General features: G+C 69.9%; 15 protein-coding genes. 11 read left to right on the top strand and 4 right to left on the bottom strand.

What is annotated here, in order from left to right:
- Positions 1 to 29 precede the first annotated feature (29 nt).
- On the top strand, positions 30 to 1,028 hold the full coding sequence (locus OHA10_RS29025) for a winged helix-turn-helix transcriptional regulator (RefSeq protein ID WP_371401925.1): 999 nt from the start codon (positions 30 to 32) through the stop codon (positions 1,026 to 1,028).
- A gap of 83 nt (positions 1,029 to 1,111) precedes the next feature.
- Positions 1,112 to 5,038, top strand: a complete 3,927-nt coding sequence (locus OHA10_RS29030; protein ID WP_371401926.1) for a kelch repeat-containing protein — start codon at positions 1,112 to 1,114, stop codon at positions 5,036 to 5,038.
- Positions 5,039 to 5,083: 45 nt separating this feature from the next.
- Here OHA10_RS29030 and OHA10_RS29035 read toward each other — a convergent pair whose 3' ends face one another.
- From OHA10_RS29035 to OHA10_RS29045, 3 genes are read right to left on the bottom strand one after another with little or no spacing between them, the layout of a single operon-like run.
- Positions 5,084 to 6,010 (bottom strand): heme A synthase, encoded by a 927-nt coding sequence (locus OHA10_RS29035; RefSeq protein ID WP_371401927.1) that lies wholly within the window; start codon positions 6,008 to 6,010, stop codon positions 5,084 to 5,086.
- Positions 6,011 to 6,029: 19 nt separating this feature from the next.
- Positions 6,030 to 6,806, bottom strand: coding sequence for an ABC transporter permease (locus tag OHA10_RS29040; RefSeq protein ID WP_371401928.1), 777 nt, complete (start codon positions 6,804 to 6,806; stop codon positions 6,030 to 6,032).
- Complete coding sequence (locus tag OHA10_RS29045; protein ID WP_371401929.1) at positions 6,803 to 7,522, bottom strand: ABC transporter ATP-binding protein; 720 nt, start codon at positions 7,520 to 7,522, stop codon at positions 6,803 to 6,805. The genes OHA10_RS29040 and OHA10_RS29045 overlap by 4 nt, the downstream gene beginning before the upstream one ends.
- Positions 7,523 to 7,650: 128 nt before the next feature.
- On the opposite strand from OHA10_RS29045, the gene OHA10_RS29050 reads away from it, so the two are divergent.
- The 9 genes from OHA10_RS29050 to OHA10_RS29090 are packed head-to-tail and all read left to right on the top strand — an operon-like array spanning position 7,651 to position 14,815.
- The gene (locus OHA10_RS29050; RefSeq protein WP_371401930.1) at positions 7,651 to 8,379 is read left to right on the top strand and encodes a helix-turn-helix transcriptional regulator; all 729 of its coding nucleotides are present in this window, start codon (positions 7,651 to 7,653) and stop codon (positions 8,377 to 8,379) included.
- Entirely contained in the window at positions 8,376 to 9,788 is a 1,413-nt protein-coding gene (gene sufB / locus OHA10_RS29055) for a Fe-S cluster assembly protein SufB (RefSeq protein WP_371401931.1), read from the top strand. Before OHA10_RS29050 ends, sufB begins: the two co-directional genes overlap by 4 nt.
- Entirely contained in the window at positions 9,788 to 10,990 is a 1,203-nt protein-coding gene (gene sufD / locus OHA10_RS29060; protein WP_371401932.1) for a Fe-S cluster assembly protein SufD, read from the top strand. The genes sufB and sufD overlap by 1 nt, the downstream gene beginning before the upstream one ends.
- Positions 10,987 to 11,325, top strand: a complete 339-nt coding sequence (locus tag OHA10_RS29065) for a non-heme iron oxygenase ferredoxin subunit (protein WP_130438612.1) — start codon at positions 10,987 to 10,989, stop codon at positions 11,323 to 11,325. Before sufD ends, OHA10_RS29065 begins: the two co-directional genes overlap by 4 nt.
- 22 nt (positions 11,326 to 11,347) lie before the next feature.
- Complete coding sequence (gene sufC / locus OHA10_RS29070; protein WP_371401933.1) at positions 11,348 to 12,109, top strand: Fe-S cluster assembly ATPase SufC; 762 nt, start codon at positions 11,348 to 11,350, stop codon at positions 12,107 to 12,109.
- Positions 12,106 to 13,362 carry a cysteine desulfurase gene (locus tag OHA10_RS29075; RefSeq protein ID WP_371401934.1) on the top strand — a complete coding sequence of 419 codons (1,257 nt, stop codon included), beginning with the start codon at positions 12,106 to 12,108 and terminating at the stop codon, positions 13,360 to 13,362. Before sufC ends, OHA10_RS29075 begins: the two co-directional genes overlap by 4 nt.
- A 1-nt stretch (position 13,363) precedes the next feature.
- Positions 13,364 to 13,822, top strand: coding sequence for a Fe-S cluster assembly sulfur transfer protein SufU (sufU, locus tag OHA10_RS29080; protein WP_137254936.1), 459 nt, complete (start codon positions 13,364 to 13,366; stop codon positions 13,820 to 13,822).
- Entirely contained in the window at positions 13,815 to 14,201 is a 387-nt protein-coding gene (locus tag OHA10_RS29085; RefSeq protein ID WP_371401935.1) for a metal-sulfur cluster assembly factor, read from the top strand. Before sufU ends, OHA10_RS29085 begins: the two co-directional genes overlap by 8 nt.
- A complete protein-coding gene (locus OHA10_RS29090) occupies positions 14,198 to 14,815 on the top strand; it encodes an acVLRF1 family peptidyl-tRNA hydrolase (protein WP_371401936.1) in 618 nt (205 codons plus the stop codon). Before OHA10_RS29085 ends, OHA10_RS29090 begins: the two co-directional genes overlap by 4 nt.
- A gap of 19 nt (positions 14,816 to 14,834) precedes the next feature.
- Here OHA10_RS29090 and OHA10_RS29095 read toward each other — a convergent pair whose 3' ends face one another.
- Entirely contained in the window at positions 14,835 to 21,269 is a 6,435-nt protein-coding gene (locus OHA10_RS29095) for a hypothetical protein (protein ID WP_371401937.1), read from the bottom strand.
- Positions 21,270 to 21,375: the final 106 nt, after the last annotated feature.

The raw sequence follows: 21,375 nt of genomic DNA on the forward strand, positions 1-21,375 counted from the left end.
CCAGTCGCACCGTCAGGGAGGGGTTCGGCATGCGGACCGGGGCTGACCTGTCGATCCTCGGCGTCGGTGAGTTCGAGGAACGGGCGTACCGGATCCTGCTGCGCTGGCCGGGCCTGACGGTGAGCGGGCTGGCGGACCGGATCGGTTCGCCGGCCGGGCGGGTTCGGCGCGCAGTCGCGCGGCTGGAACAGATCGGGCTGATCACGCGGTCGCCGGTGCCCACGCCTCGGTTGTTGCCGGTGGCACCGGATGCGGCGATCGATGCGCTCGTGCGTCGGCAGGAGTCCGAACTCGAGCGGATCCGGGCCCTCGCGACGGCCTGGGTCGCCGACTTCCGCGCGGGTCGCAGTACGGGACCGACCGAACTGATCGAGGTCGTGGTCGGTGCCGACGCGGTGCTGAGCCGCTTCGACCAGCTTCAGCGCGCCGCCACGGAGGAGGTGCAGGTCCTGGACACTCCGCCGTACATCCGTGCGGAGGGGCCGGACACCAACAACGTCGAGTTCGAGGTGCTGGCCCGGGGTGTGACCTGCCGGGCGATCTATGACCGCGCCGCGCTGGAACAGGCGCCGAACGCGGTGAGCGCGATCCTGCGGTACGTCGCCGCCGGCGAGCAGGCACGGGTCACGTCCGAGCTGCCGTTGAAGTTGGCGACCTTCGATCGCCGGACGGCGTTCATCCCGCAGTCGATCGACCAGGGCGATATCGCCAGCGCGATCGTGGTGCACCCGTGCAGCCTGCTCGACGTCCTGCTGCTCGTTTTCGATCGGCTGTGGCAGCAGGCGACGCCGTTGAGCGCGCCTGGCCCGCTGCCGGTGGGCGATGCGGACCTGACGTTCGAACCGACCGAGAACGATCGACGCGTCCTGGTGCTGCTCGCCAGCGGGATGAAGGACCAGGCGATCGCACGGCACCTCGGCTGGAGTTATCGAACCACCCGGCGGCGGATCGCCACGCTGATGGCTGTCTTGGGGGCCGAGACACGATTCCAGGCTGGTCTGCACGCTGCGCGGGCGGGCTGGTTGTGAGCTGGGCAAGCCGACGGGAATCGCCCGCCGGACGACTGAGCGAGGGGTGAGGCGTGCAACGCACGAGACGAGGACGTGACGGCTTGACGAGGAGACGAGCCCGGGACATCCGGGCCTTGGCGGTCCTCCTGACGACGATCGCCGCAGTGGCGGCGTCGGTGCTGACAGGATCGGCCGTGGCGCCCGCTGCGGCTGTAGTGAGCGGATCGACGGCAGGCGGACCGTCCGGCAGCCGCGCCGTCCCGGCCGGGTGCAATGTCGCCGCGACGGCTACCGACGGGTCAACGCCGTTGGCGCGTTGTTATGCGGTCGGGCGGGCCGGCGATCACGGCGCGCTGGCGCAGCGCACGGCCGGGCCGCTCCCCGGCTCGTTGGGGCCGACCGAGATCAAGACGGCGTACGCCCTGCCTGACGGCGGCGCCGGGCGGACCGTCGCGATCGTCGACGCCTTCGGCTACGAGAACGCCGAATCGGATCTGGCCGTGTTCCGCGCGCACTACGGCCTGGCGCCGTGTACGACGGACAACGGCTGCTTCCGCAAGGTCGACCAGCGCGGCGGGACCGACTATCCGCAAGAGGACGCCGGCTGGTCCATCGAGACGGCCCTCGACCTGGATGCGGTCTCGTCGGCCTGTCCCGACTGCCACATCCTGCTCGTCCAGGCCGACAGCAACAGCTCACCGAGTCTCGGCCAGGCGGTCGACACCGCCGCGTCCCTGGGCGCTGTGGCGATCTCGAACTCGTACGGCGTCGATGGTGAGCTTCCGTTCGAGACGTACTACGACCACTACTACGACCACCCCGGCATCGCCGTCACCGTGTCGGCCGGCGATGTGGGCAACGTCCAGAGCTATCCGTCCACCTCGCCGAACGTGATCTCGGTCGGCGGTACGACGCTCACCCGGGACGACTCGACGCCGCGCGGATGGCACGAGGCGGCGTGGGCCGACGGCGGCAGCGGTTGCTCGCTCTACGAGCCACGCCCCGAGTACCAAGCCGGCCTGGACACCGGGTGCCCCGACACCCGGGCCTCCGCCGACGTGGCTGCTGTCGCCGATCCGGACACCGGGCTCGCTGTCTACAACACCCTCGGGCAGGACGGATGGGCGCAGTACGGCGGTACATCCCTGTCCGCACCGCTGGTCGCCGCGATGTACGCGCTGGCGGGCACGCCCGTCCCCGGTACCGATCCGGTCACCTACTTGTATCGCCAGCACAACTCGCTCACCGACGTCACCGAGGGTGCCGACGGTTCGTGTGGCGACGTGCGCTGCACTGCGGGCCCCGGCTGGGATGCTCCGACCGGTGTCGGTACGCCGATCGGTGTGTCGGCCCTGACGCTCGGATCGTACGGCTGGGCCTCGGGTTCGGTCCGGACGGGCCGGCAGACGCTCGACGGAGCGGCAGTCACCTTCACCGACCAGAACGGCTATCGCACCCGCGCCGTCGTCGACAAGTCCGGTCGCTACAAGGTCGCCGTGGCCGCGGGAACCTACCGGGTCGTCGCGTCGAAGTTCGGGTACGCCGACGCGGCGCTCGACCAGGTCACCGTGTCCGCGGGTGCGACCGTGGCCAGGAACTTCGCGCTGTCGCCGGTGGCGCGTCGTACCGTCAGCGGCACCGTCTCCGACGGGTCCGGTCAGGGTTGGCCGATCTACGCGAAGATCTCCATCGACGGATACCCCGACGGCGCCGTCCACACCGATCCGTTCACCGGCCGCTACAGCGTGGAGCTTCCAGTCGGTACGACCTACAAGTTGCACGTCGAGGCGGCCGGCCTGCCCGGCTACCGGGCCACCGACTCCACCGTTGCCGTCGGCAACGGAAGGGGTGCGCTGGTGCGCGACGTCGCGCTGGGCGCGGACGAGTCGAGCTGCACGGCCGCCGGCTACGGTCGCACGTTCCAAGGGGCCGGTACCGGTTTCGAGGGATGGTCCGGACCGAAGGACGGCTGGCACGTGACCGACGACGCGGGGAGCGGCAAGACCTGGTCCTTCGACGATCCGGGTGCTAAGGGCAACCTCACCGGCGCCGGCGGGCAGTTCGCCATCGTCGACAACTGGTCGTCGCCGGTCGACCGCAACGACACGAGCCTGGTCAGCCCGGTCGCGGACCTGTCCGATCTCTCCCGGCCGACCGTTGGTTTCGACACCTACTACTACGACTACGGGTTCGGTGAACAGGACGGCGTCGTCGACCTGAGCCTCGACGGCGGCGCGACCTGGCAGAACGTCTGGGCTGCGCCGGACACCTTCGTCACCGGACACGTCGAGGTGCCGATCCCGCAGGCTGCGCACAAGTCCGATGTCCGGGTCCGGTTCCGGTTCAGCGGGGCGGCCGACAACTACTGGGAGCTGGACGACGTGTACGTCGGCAACCGGTCGTGCGACGCGACGCCGGGTGGCCTCGTGGCAGGCTTCGTCCGCGACCACAACACCGGTGCCGCACTGACCGGCGTGCAGGTTGCCGGTGGCACCGCCCCGGCGGTCAGCCACGCGACGACCGACGACTCGCAGATCGGCGACGGCTACTACTGGCTGTTCGGCAGCACCGGCAACGTTGCGCTCACCGCCACCGGGCGGCAGTACGCCGAGGCGAGGCAGACGGCCCGGGTTGTCGCGCACCGGACGACCCGGCTCGACTGGTCGCTCGAGGCAGGCCGAGTGACCGTGACTCCGTCGACGATCTCGGTCAACGCCGGCAAGGGGGCGGTGGGCCCCCGGACGATCACGCTCACCAATCACGGCACGAAGGCCGCTCAGGTGTCACTGATCGAGCAGGACCGTGGGTTCACGGCGGCCGACGGCCATCACCGGCTGACGGCTCCCGGAGCACCGCTGCAGCGGGAGAAGGTGGACGCATCCGCGCTGTCGTTCGCGAAGCACGGCCAGGGCGGTCACAACCCGGTGCCGTCCCGGGACGCGTCACCGAATCCTGCGTGGTCGCAGCTGCCGGATTACCCGACGCCGATCATGGACAACGTCGTCGCCGAGGACGACGGGGTTGTCTATTCGGTCAGCGGCGCGACTGACGACGGCCTGACGGCCGCCGGGTACGCCTACGACCGGACGGCCGGTTCGTGGCGGCGGATCGCCGACCTGCCGGAGCCGCGGGAGAGCGCTGTCGGCGGCTTTGTGGGCGGCAAGCTGTATGTCACCGGAGGCTGGGACCAGCAGGGCAACCCGAGCTCTGCGACGTACGCGTACGACCCGGCGCAGAACCGGTGGTCACGCGTCGCCGACCTGCCCGTGCCGAGCAGCGCGTCGGCCGGCACGGTCATGGGCGGAGCCCTGTACGTGGTGGCCGGTTGTCAGTCGCAGGCGTGCACGGAAGCGACTGACACGTACAGGTACGACGCCAGTCGCAACACGTGGACGCGGGTGGCGGCGTACCCGGAACACGTCGTGATGGCGGGTTGCACGGGCTCGGGTGACGGACTGATCTGTGCCGGTGGTCTCGTGCCGTTGCTCGACGATCCGTGGCACGAGTTCCCGGTCTCGAGCGCCTACCGTTACACACCCGACTCGGACAGCTGGACCCGGATCGCCGATATGCCGTATTCCGCCTGGGGCATGGCGTACTCCGGCAGTGGCGGCAAGCTGCAACTGGTCGGCGGCATCACCGGTAGTGGCTACATCACCAACCAGGCCGTCCAGTTCGATCCGGCGACAGGTGCGTGGTCGGCCCTGCCGAACGCGACGTACAGCATGTTCCGCGGCGGCGCGGCCTGCGGGCTGAGCAGGATCGGTGGTTCGATCGGAGGCTTCACCGCGACGCCGTTCGCCGAGTACCTGTCCGGTCAGGACGCGTGTGTCCTCGGCGCGGACGTGAGTTGGTTGTCGGCCGACCGTACCCGGATCAGCATTCCCGCCGGCCGTTCGGTGACGGTGCGACTGCGGTTCGATGCTGCGGCGACGTCCACGGCAGGAACGTACGACGCTCGGCTGGCCTTCACCTCGGATACGCCGTATGCCGTCGCGCCGGCGACGGTCACGCTGACGCGCCGCTGACGCGCCGCGCGTGACGCAACGTAGATCCGGAGAACGTCGCCGGATCTACGTTGCGGGCGTCCCGCGCTCGCCGTACACGGCAGTGACGAGCGCGATCAGCAACCCGGCCAGGAACATGTGCACGAGCACGACACCCCACGGCAGCCCGGTGAAGTACTGCGTGAAGCCGACGGCGCCCTGTAGCAGTTCGATCGCCAGCAGCCACGCCGCCAGCTTGCGCAACGTGCGCGACGTCGCGGTCACCCGGGTCGCGATCACCAACGCGATCGTAATGCCGAGCAGCCCGAACACGACGTCCGCGTGGAGCTGACTGACCAGTTCGGGGTCGAAGCCGTTGCGCCCGGTCTCGGGATCACCCGAGTGCGGCCCGGCGCCGGTGACAACGGTGCCTAGGGCAACCGTCAGCCAGACCGCCACCACACAGGCGGTCGCGAGCGCGCGGACCACCGGGGGAGTGTGCGGATACGGGCTGGTGCGGGACCGGCGCATCATCGACACCGTCAGCGTGATGATGATCGGCGAGACCAGGAAGTGCGCCGAGACGATCCACGGGTTCAGCCCGGTGAGCACGCTGATACCGCCGATGACCGCCTGCAGCGGTACGCCGAGGGCCGCGGCCGTCGCGAGCCGGCGCAGGTCGTGGCGGACCGGGCGGTAGCGCATCACGACCAGCCAGGTGCAGATCGCGACCACGCCGACCACGAACCCGAGCATCCGGTTCGTGAACTCGATCGCGCCGTGATAGCCGAGCGCGGCGTGCGGGACGTAAGAATCGTCCGTACACGACGGCCAGGTCGGGCAGCCGAGGCCGGAGCCGGTCAGCCGGACCAGACCGCCGGTCACCACGATGCCGATGTTCACCGCCACCGAGGCCCAGCCCCAGCGCCGGACCACGTCCAGGCTCGGCTCGGGCACGAGTCGCCAGAAACGGCTGACTTGTTCGGCTTCTCGAGGCGGGGGCTCCGTCGTCATCACCGGGACACTCTAAAGCTCAGTCCCAGCGGAAGGTCCGGGAGACCAGGTATCCGAGCACGCCGGCCCACAGCGCCAGGGACAAAGCGGCCGCCCACGGGATCATCCCTTCGACGGTCGAGTTCGCCAGCCCGTTCGCCAGGGCGGCACTCGGCAGCAGCCGTACGACGCTCTGCAGTCCGGCCGGGTATTCGTCGACAGGCGTCATGATCGCCCCGCCGACCAACAGCAGCAGATACAGCAGGTTCGCGGCGGCCAGCGTCGCCTCGGCACGCAGTACGCCGGCCATCAGCAGACCGAGTGACGCGAAGGCCGCGGTGCCGCACAGGACGGTCAGGATCACGCCGACGACAGCCTCGGCCCCGCCCACCGGCTTCCAGCCCAGTGCGAATCCGGTGCCGATCAGTACTGCGAGCTGGATCAGCTGGACGATCAGGACGGCGCCGATCTTGCCGGCCAGCAGGCCGGTGCGGGACAGCGGCGAGGCGCCGAGGCGTTTGATCACGCCGTACCTGCGCTCGAAACCGGTCGCGATGGCGAGCGAGGTGAACGACGACGACAGGATGGCCAGGGCGAGCACGCGCGGGACGGCCTGGTCGATCGGCCGGCCGTCGCCGAGCGGCAGGCGGTCGCCCAGGCCGGTGGCACCGAGCAGCAGCAGGATGCCGAGCGGGATGACCAGCGCGAGCAGCAGCTGCTCGCCGTTGCGGACGAGCAGCTTGAACTCCATCCGCGAGTGCGCGAGAACCTTCCGCGGCCACGGCGCACTTCCCGGCTGCGGTGCGTAGGTGCTCATGAGCGCTCCGGCTTGGCGGTGAGTTCGAGGAAGACGTCCTCGAGGGACTTCTTGTGGTGCTCGGTCAGGTCGTCGGGGGTGCCGGAGGCGATCACCTTGCCGGCCGACACCACGTGGACCTGGTCGGACAGCTGCTCGGCCTCGTCCATCGCGTGGGTGGTGAGGACGACCGTGACGCCGTCGTCGCGCAGGTCGCGGATCACCTGCCAGATCTCGCGCCGGCCGTGCGGGTCCAGACCGGTCGTCGGCTCGTCGAGGAACGCGATCTCCGGCCGCCCCACGATCGCCAGCGCGAACGACAGTCGCTGCTTCTGGCCACCCGACAGCCGGCGGTACGGCGTCCGGCCGCAGCTGCCCAGGTCGAGGCGCTCCACCAGGGCCGGGATGTCGAGCGGATGGGTGTGCAGCGTGGCGACGTACTTGAGCATCTCGACCGCGCGGACGCCGGACCAGGCGCCGCCCTCCTGGAGCATCACGCCGATCCGCGGCATCAACTCGTCGTGGTCCGCGATCGGATCCAGCCCGAGCACCCGGACCTGGCCCGAGTCGGGCCGCCGGAACCCCTCACAGCTCTCCACGGTCGTGGTCTTGCCGGCGCCGTTCGGGCCGAGCACGGCCGTCACCGTGCCGGCGGCTACGGTGAGACTGAGACCGTCGACCGCGGTCTTCTCGCCGTACCGCACGACGAGGTTGTCGATCTCTACCGCGACTGGCACAAACGGCAGCATAGAGAACGCCCCGGAGTGACCTCGCTCACGGTAGGGGTCCGGGCCCCGCGTGAGGGCGTGAACCGGTTAGGGGAGCCTTATTTGAAGGGTCCCGGGAATTACGCGACACTGATGTTGTGAAAACTCCTGCGAACGGATCGGCGCCGGTCGGCGCTGCCGCGCGGGACGAGTCCACCCGGGACCGGGTCGCACGCTCGATCCTGACCAACGGTCCGTCCAGCGCCGCGGTGCTGGCGGAGCGGCTCGAGCTGACCCCGGCGGCTGTCCGCCGGCATCTCGACCACCTGCTCGACGAGGGCCTGGTCGAGTCCCGCGAGGAGCGCGTCTACGGCCCGCGCGGCCGCGGCCGCCCCGCGAAGGTCTTCGTGCTGACCGACACCGGCCGGCACGCCTTCCACCAGGCGTACGACGACCTGGCGGCGACCGCGATGCGGTTCATCGCCGAGGCCGGCGGTGACGACGCCGTGGCGGAGTTCGCCCGGCGCCGTGTCGCCGAGGTGGAGGAGCGGTACCGGGAGCAGCTCGCGCTGGCTCCCGAGAGCAAGAAGGCGGAGGTGCTCGCCCAGGCCCTGACGGCCGACGGGTACGCAGCCTCCACGGCGGAGGCGGGCCACGGCGCCCAGCTCTGCCAGCACCACTGCCCGGTCGCGCACGTGGCCGAGCAGTTCCCTCAGCTGTGCGAGGCCGAGACCGAGGTGTTCTCGAGACTCCTCGGCAAGCACGTGCAGCGCTTGGCCACCATCGCCCACGGCGACGGTGTCTGTACGACGCATATCCCAGGCCCTGTCGACTCAGTGCCTGCTGCCCCTGTATCCGACGGCGAAGCTGCGAGGACCGCACGATGACGCAAACCGCTCACCCCGAACTGGAAGGCCTCGGCAACTACCAGTACGGCTGGGCCGACTCCGACGCCGCCGGTGCGGTCGCCCAGCGCGGCCTCAGCACCGACGTGGTGCGGGGGATCTCCGCCCTCAAGAACGAGCCGGAGTGGATGCTCGACCTGCGGCTGAAGGGCCTGAAGCTCTTCGACCGCAAGCCGATGCCGTCGTGGGGCGCCGACCTGTCCGGGATCGACTTCGACAACATCAAGTACTTCGTCCGGTCCACCGAGAAGCAGGCCACCTCCTGGGAGGAGCTGCCGCCGGACATCAAGAACACCTACGACAAGCTCGGCATCCCGGAGGCGGAGAAGCAGCGCCTGGTCGCCGGCGTCGCCGCGCAGTACGAGTCGGAGGTCGTCTACCACCAGATCCGTGAGGACCTGGAGGCGCAGGGCGTCATCTTCCTCGACACCGACACCGGCCTGAAGGAGCACCCGGAGCTCTTCAAGGAGTACTTCGGCTCCGTCATCCCGGTCGGCGACAACAAGTTCGCCTCGCTGAACACCGCGGTCTGGTCCGGCGGCTCGTTCATCTACGTGCCCAAGGGCGTCAAGGTGGACATCCCGCTGCAGGCCTACTTCCGGATCAACACCGAGAACATGGGCCAGTTCGAGCGGACCCTGATCATCGTCGACGAGGACGCCTACGTGCACTACGTCGAGGGCTGCACGGCGCCGATCTACAAGTCGGACTCGCTGCACTCCGCGGTGGTCGAGATCATCGTGAAGAAGGGCGCCCGCTGCCGCTACACGACGATCCAGAACTGGTCGAACAACGTCTACAACCTGGTCACCAAGCGCGCCACCTGCGAAGAGGGCGCGACGATGGAGTGGATCGACGGCAACATCGGTTCCAAGGTGACGATGAAGTACCCGGCCGTCTACCTGATGGGTGAGCACGCCAAGGGCGAGACGCTGTCGGTCGCGTTCGCGGGCGAGGGCCAGCACCAGGACGCCGGCTCGAAGATGGTGCACAACGCGCCGTACACGTCGAGCTCGATCGTGTCGAAGTCGGTGGCCCGCGGCGGCGGCCGGACGTCGTACCGCGGTCTGGTCGAGGTCGCGCCGGGCTCCCACCACAGCAAGTCCACGGTGCGCTGTGACGCGCTGCTGGTCGACACGATCAGCCGCTCCGACACCTACCCGTACGTCGACGTCCGCGAGGACGACGTGGCGATGGGTCACGAGGCGACCGTGTCCAAGGTCAGCGACGACCAGCTCTTCTACCTGATGAGCCGGGGCATGGCCGAGGACGAGGCGATGGCGATGATCGTCCGCGGCTTCATCGAGCCGATCGCCCGCGAGCTCCCGATGGAGTACGCGCTGGAACTGAACCGTTTGATCGAGCTGCAGATGGAAGGGGCCGTCGGCTGATGTCCGCCGCTGAAACCCTTGTTGCTACCGGCAACAGGGCGCACTCCCACGGGCCGGGTTCGCCGGTCCCGCTCCAGGCCCGCAGCGAGCGGCCGACGTCGTACGACGTGGCCGACTTCGCGGTGCCGACCGGACGCGAGGAGGAGTGGCGCTTCACCCCGGTCAAGCAGCTGAAGGCACTGTTCGAGGACGCGGCCGGCACCGAGACCCCGAAGGTCGACGCGTCCGGTCCGGAGGGCGTGGTCTTCGAGACCGTCGCCGCGGACTCGCTCAAGGTCGGCAAGCCGCAGGACCGCTCCGCGGCCGTCGCCTGGAACCACGCCGGCGACGCGTTCGCGGTCCGGATCCCGGTCGAGGCCGAGCTGACCGAGGCGGTGCACGTCAACGTCGCGAGCCTCGGCGCCCGCGGCTTCAGCCACCTGATCATCGAGTCCGGCCGGCACAGCAAGGCCATCGTGATCATCGATCACAGCGGATCCGGCGAGCTCGGCAGCAACGTCGAGATCGTCGTCGGTGACGGCGCCGAGTTGCGGGTCGTCTCGATCCAGCAGGGCGACCACGAGTCGATCCACCTCGGCCAGCACGACGCCGTCGTCGGCCGGGACGCGAAGCTCCACCACGTCGCGGTCACTCTGGGCGGCAAGATCGTCCGGATCGGCACCAACGTCCGGTACGCCGGTCCCGGTGGCGACGCCGAACTGCTCGGGGTGTACTTCGCGGAGTCCGGTCAGCACCACGAGAACCGGCTCTTCGTCGACCACGAGGCGGCCAACTGCAAGAGCAACGTGCTCTACAAGGGCGCGCTGGCCGGTGACAACGCCCGCTCGGTGTGGATCGGCGACGTGCTGATCCGGGCCGCGGCCGAGGGCACCGACACCTTCGAGCTGAACCGCAACCTGGTCCTGACCGACGGCGCCCGCGCCGACTCGGTGCCGAACCTGGAGATCGAGACCGGCGAGATCGAGGGCGCCGGCCACGCGTCCGCGACCGGCCGGTTCGACGACGAGCAGCTGTTCTACCTGCAGGCCCGCGGCATCCCCGAGGACGCGGCCCGGCGGCTGGTGGTGTCCGGCTTCTTCAACGACATCATCGGCAAGATCGGCGTACCCGAGGTCACCGAGCACCTGCACGAGGTGATCGAAGAGAAGCTGGCCCGCACCGCCGAGCTGAGCGAATCCGCCAAGGTGGTCGTCGGCCGGTGAGCGACAGCTTCGAGCGCGCCTGCGCCGCCGCCGATGTACCCGACGAGGGAGTCATCCCGGTCGAGGTCGGCGGTGTCGAGGTCGCGGTCGTGAAGAGCGAGGGACAGTACTTCGCGGTGCGGGACGAGTGCTCGCACGCGCAGATCCAGCTGTCCGAGGGTGACGTCGGCGAGTGCGAGATCGAGTGCTGGCTGCACGGGTCCCGCTTCGACCTGCGCACCGGCGAGCCGACCAGCCTGCCGGCGTACGACCCGGTGCCGATCTACCCCGTGCGCCTCGACGGCGACGACGTACTCGTCGACGTGAAGAACCCCCTGAACCAAGCAGCCCTGTAAACGACGGAGATAGAAGATCCTCATGGCGACACTCGAGATCCGCGACCTGCACGTGTCGGTCGACACCGAGAACGGCCCGAAGCAGATCCTGCGCGGCGTCGACCTGACCATCGCCGGTGGTCAGACGCACGCGATCATGGGCCCGAACGGCTCCGGCAAGTCGACGCTGGCGTACTCGATCGCCGGGCACCCGAAGTACAACGTCACCAGCGGCACCGTGACGCTGGACGGCGAGGACGTGCTGGACATGTCCGTCGACGAGCGCGCCCGGGCCGGCCTGTTCCTGGCCATGCAGTACCCGGTCGAGGTGCCCGGTGTCTCGGTGGCGAACTTCCTCCGGACCGCGAAGACCGCGATCGACGGTGAGGCGCCGAAGCTGCGCACCTGGGTCAAGGACGTCAACAAGGCGCTCGCCGACCTGGACATGGACTCCGACTTCGGCACCCGCAACGTCAACGAGGGCTTCTCCGGCGGTGAGAAGAAGCGGCACGAGATCGTCCAGCTCGAGTTGCTGAACCCGAAGGTCGCGATCCTCGACGAGACCGACTCCGGCCTCGACATCGACGCGCTGCGGATCGTCTCCGAGGGCGTCAACCGGTTCGCCGCGCAGGGCGACAAGGGCGTTCTGCTGATCACCCACTACACGCGGATCCTGCGCTACATCAAGCCGGACTTCGTACACGTGTTCGTCGACGGCCGCGTCGCCGAAGAGGGCGGTCCGGAGCTCGCCGAAGAGCTCGAGGCCAACGGCTACGAGCGGTTCCTGAAGGCAGGCGCGAAGTGACCGACGCCCGGACGTTCAGCAGTCCCCTGGACCTGCAGTCGGTCCGGGCGGACTTCCCCATCCTGTCGCGCGAGTTGGCCGGCGGGTTCCCGCTGGTCTACCTCGACTCGGCGAACTCCTCGCAGAAGCCGCGCCAGGTGGTGCAGGCGATCGAGGACCACTACCTCAAGCACAACGCCAACGTGGCCCGGGCCATGCACCAGCTCGGTGCCGAGGCCACGGCGGCGTACGAGGGCGGCCGGGACAAGGTCGCGGCGTTCATCGGCGCGCCGTCCCGGGACGAGATCGTCTTCACCAAGAACGCCTCCGAGGCGCTCAACCTCGCCGCGCACACGCTCGGCGCGTCGCTGAAGCCGGGCGATGTCGTGGTGGTGTCCGAGATGGAGCACCACAGCAACATCGTCCCGTGGCAGCTCGCGTGCGAGCGGACCGGCGCGACGCTGAAGTGGTTCGGAGTGACCGAGGACGGCCGGCTCGACCTGTCGAACATCGACGAGCTGCTGACCGAGCAGACCAAGGTGGTCGCATTGACCTGGGTCTCGAACGCGCTCGGCACGATCAACCCGATCACCGATATCGCCGCGAAGGCGCACGCGGTCGGCGCGACCGTCGTCGTCGACGCGTCGCAGGCCGTCCCGCAGTTCCCGGTCGACGTCTCGACGCTCGGCGCCGACCTGCTGGCCTTCACCGGTCACAAAGTGGTCGGCCCGACCGGTATCGGCGTGCTCTGGGGACGGTACGACCTGCTCGCGTCGCTCCCGCCGTTCCTCGGTGGCGGCGAGATGATCGAGATCGTCCGGATGACCGGCTCGACGTACGCCGCTCCGCCGGCCCGGTTCGAGGCGGGTACGCCTCCGATCGCGCAGGCGGTCGGGCTCGGTGCGGCCGTCGACTACCTGTCCGGGATCGGGATGGACAAGATCGCGGCGCACGAGCACGCGATCGTCGAGTACGCGCTCGAGGGCCTGAAGACGGTTCCGGGTCTGACGATCCTCGGACCGCAGGACGCCACCGATCACGGCGGTGCGATCAGCTTCGCGCTGGACGGCGTACACCCGCACGACGTGTCGACCGTGCTGGACACCCGCGGCATCGCCGTCCGGGCCGGGCACCACTGCGCGCGCCCGGTGCACGAGCGGTTCGGAATGCAATCGTCGACCAGAGCGTCTTTCTATCTGTACACGACGCCCGAGGAGATCGAGGCGCTCGTGGACGGCCTGGGATTCGTGCGCTCGTACTTCAAGGTGGATTGATATGCAGCTCGACAGCCTTTACCAGGAGATCATCCTGGATCACTACCGCAGCCCGCACCACGCGGGGCTGTCGGATCCGTACGACGTGGAGGTGCACCACGTGAACCCGTCCTGCGGGGACGAGGTCACGCTCCGGGTCGAGCTCGACGGCGACACCGTCAAGGGCGTCACGCACAACAGCGTCGGCTGCTCGATCAGCCAGGCGGCGACATCGGTGATGTCGGACCTGGTGATCGGCAAGCCGGTGTCCGAAGGCATGGCGACGTACGAGAAGTTCCTCGAGCTGATGCAGGGCCGGGGGAACGTGGAGCCGGACGAAGAGGTTCTCGAGGACGGTGTGGCGTTCGCGGGTGTCGCGCAGTTCCCGGCCCGGGTGAAGTGTGCACTGCTGGGCTGGTCGGCGTGGCGCGATGCCACGGCGCAGGCCCTGGCCGCCAACGAAGGAGTGAAGAATGCCTGACCAGACCGACGAGAAGATCGAGCTGCCCGAGGTCGACCTCGACGCGGCCGCCGCGCCGGTCGGCAGCACGCCGGCCAAGGTCGAGGACGTCACCGAGGCACTCAAGGACGTCGTCGACCCGGAGCTCGGCATCAACGTGGTCGACCTGGGCCTGATCTACGGCATCACCGTCGACGACACCAGTACGGCGATCATCGACATGACGCTGACGTCCGCGGCCTGCCCGCTGACCGACGTGATCGAGGACCAGACCCGGATGGCGCTGGACGGTCTCGTCAACGACTTCCGGATCAACTGGGTCTGGATGCCGCCGTGGGGCCCGGAGAAGATCACCGATGACGGCCGCGACCAGCTGCGGGCGCTCGGCTTCAACGTGTGAGCAAGATCGTTCACGTATCGCCGGACCGGTTGGACAGGTGGCTGACCGGCTTCGGTGAACGGCACGGTGACGTCGAGTACGGCGTGACGCCGACCAGTGTCACGTTGTCCGCCGAGGACGGATCCTCGGCCGTCGTCACCGTGCCGTTCGAGCCTCTCGCGGACCTGTCCCGCGAGGGGCTCGTCGCACATGTGCTGACCGAGCGGCGGCTCGGCATCCTGCTCGTCCGCCGCGGCGGGTACGGTGCCGGGGTATTTGCCGAGGGCAAGCTTCTCGACTCGAAGGTCGGGTCCCGGCACGTGCAGGGGACGACGAAGGCGGGCGGCTGGTCGCAGCAGCGGTACGCCCGCCGGCGGGACAACCAGGCCCGTGAGGCGTTCGCGGCCGCGACGGAGGTCGCCGTTCGGATCCTGGCCCCGGCGAAGCTCGACGTCCTGGTGTGCGGGGGAGACCGGCGGGCGGTCGACTCGGTCCTCGAGGATCCCCGCCTGAAGGATCTGCCCGCGTTGGTGCGGCCGCCGTTCCTCGGCGTACCGGATCCGAAGCAGAAGGTGCTCGAACAGGCCGCCGTCGACGCGCGGGCGATCCGGATCGACGTGGATCAGCCGGAGTAGGCGTCGTTCATTCCGTCGTTCATTCGATGGTCATTCCCGTCCCCGGGTTCGACGCGTGCATCCTTCGCGCCGGCGGGCCGTCGGTGTCGTGAGCGGCAGGCGTACGGCGCATGCGCGAGTCCGTCTCGACCAGCGCCGACGCGGGAATGCCGTGCTGCTGCAGGGCGTCGACGACCGCACCGGTGAACCGGCCCGACGTCGACGCGTGCAGTTCGCGGAGATCGACCAGGCCCTCTGCCAGCAGTGCGAGCCGCGGGTGGAGCGTCGCGAACGCTTCTGCGAACTCGCCGTCGGTCCGGCTCGTCAGGGTGCCGTCCGGTCCGGCGACGTACACCTGTCGCGCGCCGCTCGACTCCCGGATCGTGAGCCGGACGTTCACGCCGTCGCGGCGGGCTTGGCCGAGTGCGTCGACCAACGGCTGGTACGGGTGCTCCTCGTCGGCGTCCGCCCGCATCGAGACGGTTCGGACCCGGGCCGGCTTGGGTTGCTCCGCCGGATCCCAGCCGGCGAGAGCGGGTTCACCGGCCTCCATCCGGGCCCGCATCGCGTCGTACTCGTGGCGGAACATCGTCAGGTACGCCTCGCCGGACGCGGCCCGGTGCACTGAGTCGGCGCGCTCGACCTTCGGTCGGTGGTTCCGGTCGATCCGGCGGCGCTCGAAGTCGAGGTGGTAGTCGACGCTGACCTTGACCGTGACCACCTGCCCGGATTCGTACACGCCGGTCTCATGGCGCGCGCCGACCGTGCCGGTGTCCTGCTCGCCGACGCGGCGGCCGGAGGTCAGCCCGACCGTGATCGGCCCGCCGGGCGTCGTACCGCCGACGGAGCGGGAGCCGGGCAGCAGGCGGTTGCTGCGGGCCGTCAGCTGGCTGATCCGCAGCTCGCGGGAGTTCTCGCCGAGCTGAGTGGTCGAGTCCTCGTCGGGATCCGAGATCAGCTCCAGGCCCGACACCTCCGCGCGGACCCGGACCACCACGACCCGCGAGGTCTGCCCGGGGATCGCGAGCGGCACGAGTTCGTGCCCCGAAGGGCCAGCCATCTCCTGGAAGGCGACCGCTCGGTTCGCCGCGCCGAGCAAGGACTCCAGCGTCGTCTGATGCACCCGGACGCCGGCGCTGCGCAACAGGTCTGGCCGGCCGAGACGGGCGACGGCCGCGTCGAACAAGGCGTTCTCCGACGGCGCCCCGGGCAGGTGGGGGAGCGTTCCGTCGACGAGGTAGTTGTCCGGCAGCCTGACGGCTCGATGGTCGACGACCTGCGGACCGTCCTGGAGCGGAGCTGAGTGGAGTGCGGACGCCGGCACCGAGAGGCTGATCCGCCCGGAGGCCTCCCGCCGGGTCACCGACGCCGCTTTGCCCCCGGGCTCTGCCGAATCCTCGACCTCGATGAGGACCTGGTAGTCCCGCTCGATCCGGGCCGTCGACAGCGCCAGCCCGGTGCTGATGCGGGTGTTGAGCTCGCTGCTCGACGAGGTGGTGGAGGTACCGAGCTCCGCGCCGGCTCCGATGGTCGCGGAGGCACCGTCGGTTGCGGAGACGCCGACCTCACCGCTGTACGACGTACCTTCGGTCACGCTTCTGGTGCGATCCCGCAGGCCCCACAGCTGCTGCAGGCCGTAGCCGTTGCCGCTCTGCCCTTCCGTCCCGCCGGCCTCGGTGGTCACCGGTCCGACGAACCGCACCTTCACCCGGACCCGGAGGTTGCGCGTGCCCGTGCCGTCGCGGACCGGCAGCTCCCGGACGAACCCGCGAGGGTCGAGCATCTCGTCCAGCTGGTTACGCCACCGCGTGCCGCTCAGATCACCACGCAACGCGCTCGTCAGCACCGCGTCGTCCAGCGCCTGCGGCGAATGCTCCCCGATCGCGGCGCACACCTCGCGGAACATGTCGCTGTCGTTCCCGTCCAGGTCCTGCAGCGACGAGCGATCGACCTGGGCCGAGCCCAGCATCTGCTCGTAGTTGCGCGGCACCGGGACCTCGACCCGGATCCGCGCCAGGACCTCGGCCTCCACGAGCGCGGCATCCAGTCCGGTCCCGCGCGGCGTCGTGAGACCCGTTGCCTCGCGCAACTTGTTCGCCAGCCGCTCGTCGGTGTGCGTCGCGGCCAGCCCGCCGGCCCCGGCCTTCTCGATCCGGTAGCGCCGCAGCAAGGCGGTCGTCGTACGGCGGGGGAGGTCGAGGTTGTCGTCCAGCAGCCGCTCGACGGCATCCGACACCTGGTGCAGCGGGAGGTCGAGCTCGTTCCGCCCGTACGCCCGGAGTGCATCGCCCTCGGGGAGTGTGAGTACGACGGCACCGGTCTCCAGCGGGATCGTGCGAACTGCTGCGCTGCCGGACCGGAGCTTCGCCTCCAGAACGAGGTCTCCCCAGAACTGGTAGTGCTGCCCGTCCCGCATCAGCGTTCGCTCGACGCCACTGGTGGACGTCTCCGAGCTGGCTGAGGAGCGGGTGGTCGACCGGTTCAGCCCGATCGATCCGCCCAGCGCGTCCCCGTCCGCCGACACCGAGCCGGTGCCTGCACTCACGCCGGCCGTCGCGCCGGTGGAGACACCCGACGTACTGCCGGTGCTCGCCAGCGTCACGTTCAGCTCGGCGAGGATCGGGTGCCCGCTGCCGACGTACCTGAGGTTCTCGACGCGGGTGGTGACGCTGAGCGCTGTACGGCGAGGGCTGAGGCCGCGGCGTCGTACTGCCTCGAGTGCATCGGAAGGCGCTGGGCTGACGGCCAGACCGGTGCGGTACTCGGTGGTGAGCAGCTCCGGCCGGGAGATGAGGTTCCGCGGCGCCAGGAAGGCGCTGAGGTGGTGCAGCGCCGAGCTGTCACCCCGCCCGAGCTCGGGCACGGCCTCGATCAGGCGAGCGATCGGGGCACGCGCGTCGATGTGCTGGACCGTCGCGGTCTGCAGCAGACCCGGATCGACCCGATCGCGTACTGCGATGGCCGGCTGCTCAGGCCCGGCGCAGAACTCGCTGTCGAGACAAACCCGGGCGCTGCCCTCCGACGAGACGATCGGTACCTCGGTGCCGTCATCGGTGATCTCGCTGATCGTGATCGTGTGCGGTACGTCGAACACCGCGACCTGCGCGCTCGACTCGGACACCGTCATCCGGTACGCGCCCCGGCTCGACGACCACCCGAGCGACCGGCCCAGCGACGACCGCCCGACCGACGCCCGCGCCTGCGGCGTACTCCCGGACTGCCCGGGCGCCGGAGCGTTGCTGACCCCGAGGTACGCCGACCAGGGCAGGCTCCGCGACTGGCTGCTGGAGCGACCCGACGTACTCACGCCGATGTCCACGTTGACGACCATGTCGTCGTCGGCGACACCGATCGGGCTTGCGCGGTCGAAGTGCTGCTCGATCGCGATGCGATAGGACCGGACCCGTGGTGGGTGGCCGGTGTGGTGCTCGGTGAGCTGGAAGGTCAACCCGTCCTGCGCCGCGTGGTCGTACCCGGTCTCCAGGCGATGCCTGGCGAGCTGCTGGCGGGCGCGCTCCCAGTTCTCGGTGCGGCTGAGCAGGACGGCCGCATCCTCACCGATGAGGCCGGTAGGCACCGGATGGCCATCGATCAGTGGCGGAACCATCGACTGCCGGGACAGGTGCTCGAGGAAGTCCTGCAGAGCCTGGTCGGCTCCGGTCAGCTCCCGGATCATGGCCGGTCCAGCGCCGCGCAGCTGGCCCGGTCCGTTGCCGAGCCACACCGGCAGGCGGAGCGGGGTGTCTGTCGGGCGCGGGTCTCCGCGCAGCAGCAGCCGGCCGTCCGTGCCGCGGCGCAGCTCACCGTTCTCGCGGACGAGAGCCGCGGCCGGCACCGGCAGTCCGTACCGGAAGGCGTCGCGCTCTGCCATCCGCAGGTACGCGTCGCCGTCGCCCTCGGTGCTGAACGACTCCTCGCGATCGAGCCGATGCACGGTGACCTTGTGCCGCAGCCGGAGCTTTACACCGACGGTCGGCGCTACTCGTTGGGTGCTCCAACGACTGCCCAGGTCGGCGGTGGACGCGGTGTCCTCCTGACCGGTGTTCCGGCCGGCGCGGACGCCCGGCCCGAGGTCGATCGTGGACGAACCGATGTCGGACACAGCGGTCGTCGCCGTCGCACTCAGGGTGCGGGAGTTGCTGAAGCCCTGGGTACCGGACGTGCCGGAGTTGCCGACCCGCCAGATCTCGAGCTTGTGGTCGGGGGAGCTGTCGCTGACCAGTTCGGCGGTCTCCAGCTCGGCGACGGTCTCCAGTTGCGCCCAGGCCACCGGCCGGCCGCCGTTCGTGATCAGTCGCCAGACGCCGCCGGGCCGGGTCGTCTCGTCCAGCCGGGTCATCGCGTCCTCTGCGGCCAGGCTCCGGATCCGGTCATGGCCGACGCGGTCCAGCGATCCGAGGCGTTGCCGCAGTTCGGCCACGGTCCGGTCGCACAGGTCGTTGAGCCCGTCGACCCGGGTCGCCATGTGCTCGGGCATCGCCGTACTGCGTTCCGCCGACAGGCCGAGCGTCTCGAGATCGGTCTGCTCGGCCGGCGGCGGCACCGTGTAGGTGTGGATGTACCCGAGGTCGAGGGCGGCGGTGTCGTGTGCCGCGCCCGTGTCGACGAGGTGGGCTGGAGACCAGTCGCGCGCAGCGGAGTCGCGGATCCGCCAGCTCCAGCGCGGCTGGGCCGATCGGTAGCGGAGGATCTCGCCCCGCAGTGCCTCCACCGCACCGCTCTGCGCGTATTCGGTCGCTCCGCCGCTGACCGTCAGGCCCTGCCCGGTCGCTGACTCGAACCCCGGCGAAACGACCTTCGCGACCGCTTTCACCTTGCTGGTGTTCGGGAGCGCCTCCGTAACGGAGCGCAGATCGACGCCGACCGTCGTACCGGAGTTCTGCATCGCCGACGTGGCGACGTTGTACCCGCCCTGGACCACCTGCCCGACCTGGGCCTCGTCGATCGTGAGCGGACTGTCCAGGACCTCCTGCAGCTCTCCGAGATCGAGCTTCAGGTGGAACTGGACGAGACCGTCCACGTCGGCGCGGGGCTCGTTGCCGATCGTCAGCACGAAGCCGTCCGGCGAAAGGATCCGGCGGCTCTCCCCACGCAGGGTCCGATGCAGAAGATCCGGCGTGAACCGATACGGCGAGTCGCGGTCCTCCAAAGCTTGATTGAGCTCCCGGCACAACCTGGTCAGATGCGGCAACCGACCGGACGGAAGCCCGTTGTGCTGCACGTCCGCCGCGGGGAGCGTCGCCGCGGTCGCCTTCTGGTACGCCCGCACCTGCGCGGCAGCAGCCTGCGCAGCGGTCTGCAGATCGGCTGCCTCGAGCACGGTCCGGTACGCGTCGGCAGCTGCTTTCGCCTGGTCGGCGGCGGTGGTGCAGTACTGCGCGATCTGGGCGTGGCGCTCCGCGACGCGCAGCCGACGGAGGCCCTGGGTGCGGATCCGGCGGGCGCGCTCGTGGGCGGACGCATCCTGTCCAGCCGCTTGCCGGTCGGCCTCCGCGAACAGTTCGGCGGCCTGCTCACCTGCGGCCACCGCGCTGCGGGTGCGTACTTCGGCGCGGTGGGCCTGGTCGGCCGCCGCGGACTCGAGATCGTCGATCTGCCGTCGTACCTGCGCCCGGAAGCTGTCGTCCGGCCCCTGGCTGTCCGGTACGACGACGTGCACTCCTGCGGACGGCAGCCGCGGTGCAGGATGCCCGTCACGCCGGATCGCCTGCGACAGGTTGGCCAGGTCGCGCTCGATCTCCTCGAGCGGCCGGCTGCCGGAACGCTCCCGCCACTCCCGACTGAGCTGCCGGAACTCCTCGTACTGCGCCTCGGCCCGGCGGTCCCGCACCTCGCGGTACCCGTCGGCCGCCGTTCGGGTGTTCTGCACGAATCGGCGTACCCATCCGAACAGTCCGCGCGCCGGAGCGGTCGGACCGCTGACGCTCGGGCTGGTGGACGGCGTGGGGACGGCTTCTGCCCGCAGCATGCGTTCGACGTCGCGGGCGAGGGCGTGCGACTCGGCGATGAGGTCTGGCGCGAGCGGACGGCCGGGGGACTGCCGGCGGGCGCGGACGTTGGTCAGGCGGCGCAGGTCGGCGTCGGTGGTCAGCTGGTTGCCGTCGAGGACGTCCTGGAGCAGCGCCTGCGCCTCGGCCCGCTGGGACCCGGGCAGACCGGGCAGGTCGAGCAGAGCGTCGAGGGCTTGCGTCGCGCCGTCCGCGCGGGATCCGCCGCGAACGCGGTCGACCTCGGCGCCGACGAGCGCGACCGCCTCGGCGACGAGCCGGTCGTCGGTGATGTCGCCGGCGCGACGTGCCAGGCGGCGTTCGAGCCGGCGCAGCATCTTCCGGGCGAACCGTTCACGGGAGTGCCGCAGCCGGAAGGTGCCGTCACGAAGGGCGATCGCCTCCGGGGCCGCGATGCCGAACGCCACACCGAGCGCCTGGCGCGCACGCCCCTGCGGGCCGTCCTCGGTGATGGCGGCAGACGTCAACCCAGCACTCCCCGTTCAACGTGCCGGTACTTTCACCAGCTGTGAGCGGGGACATTAGCAACCTGATGTTCAGGTTTTCGCCAGGTTTCTCAGCAGTAGAGTAACT

It is taken from the genome of Kribbella sp. NBC_00662, assembly GCF_041430295.1.
In the GTDB taxonomy this organism is placed as follows: domain Bacteria; phylum Actinomycetota; class Actinomycetes; order Propionibacteriales; family Kribbellaceae; genus Kribbella.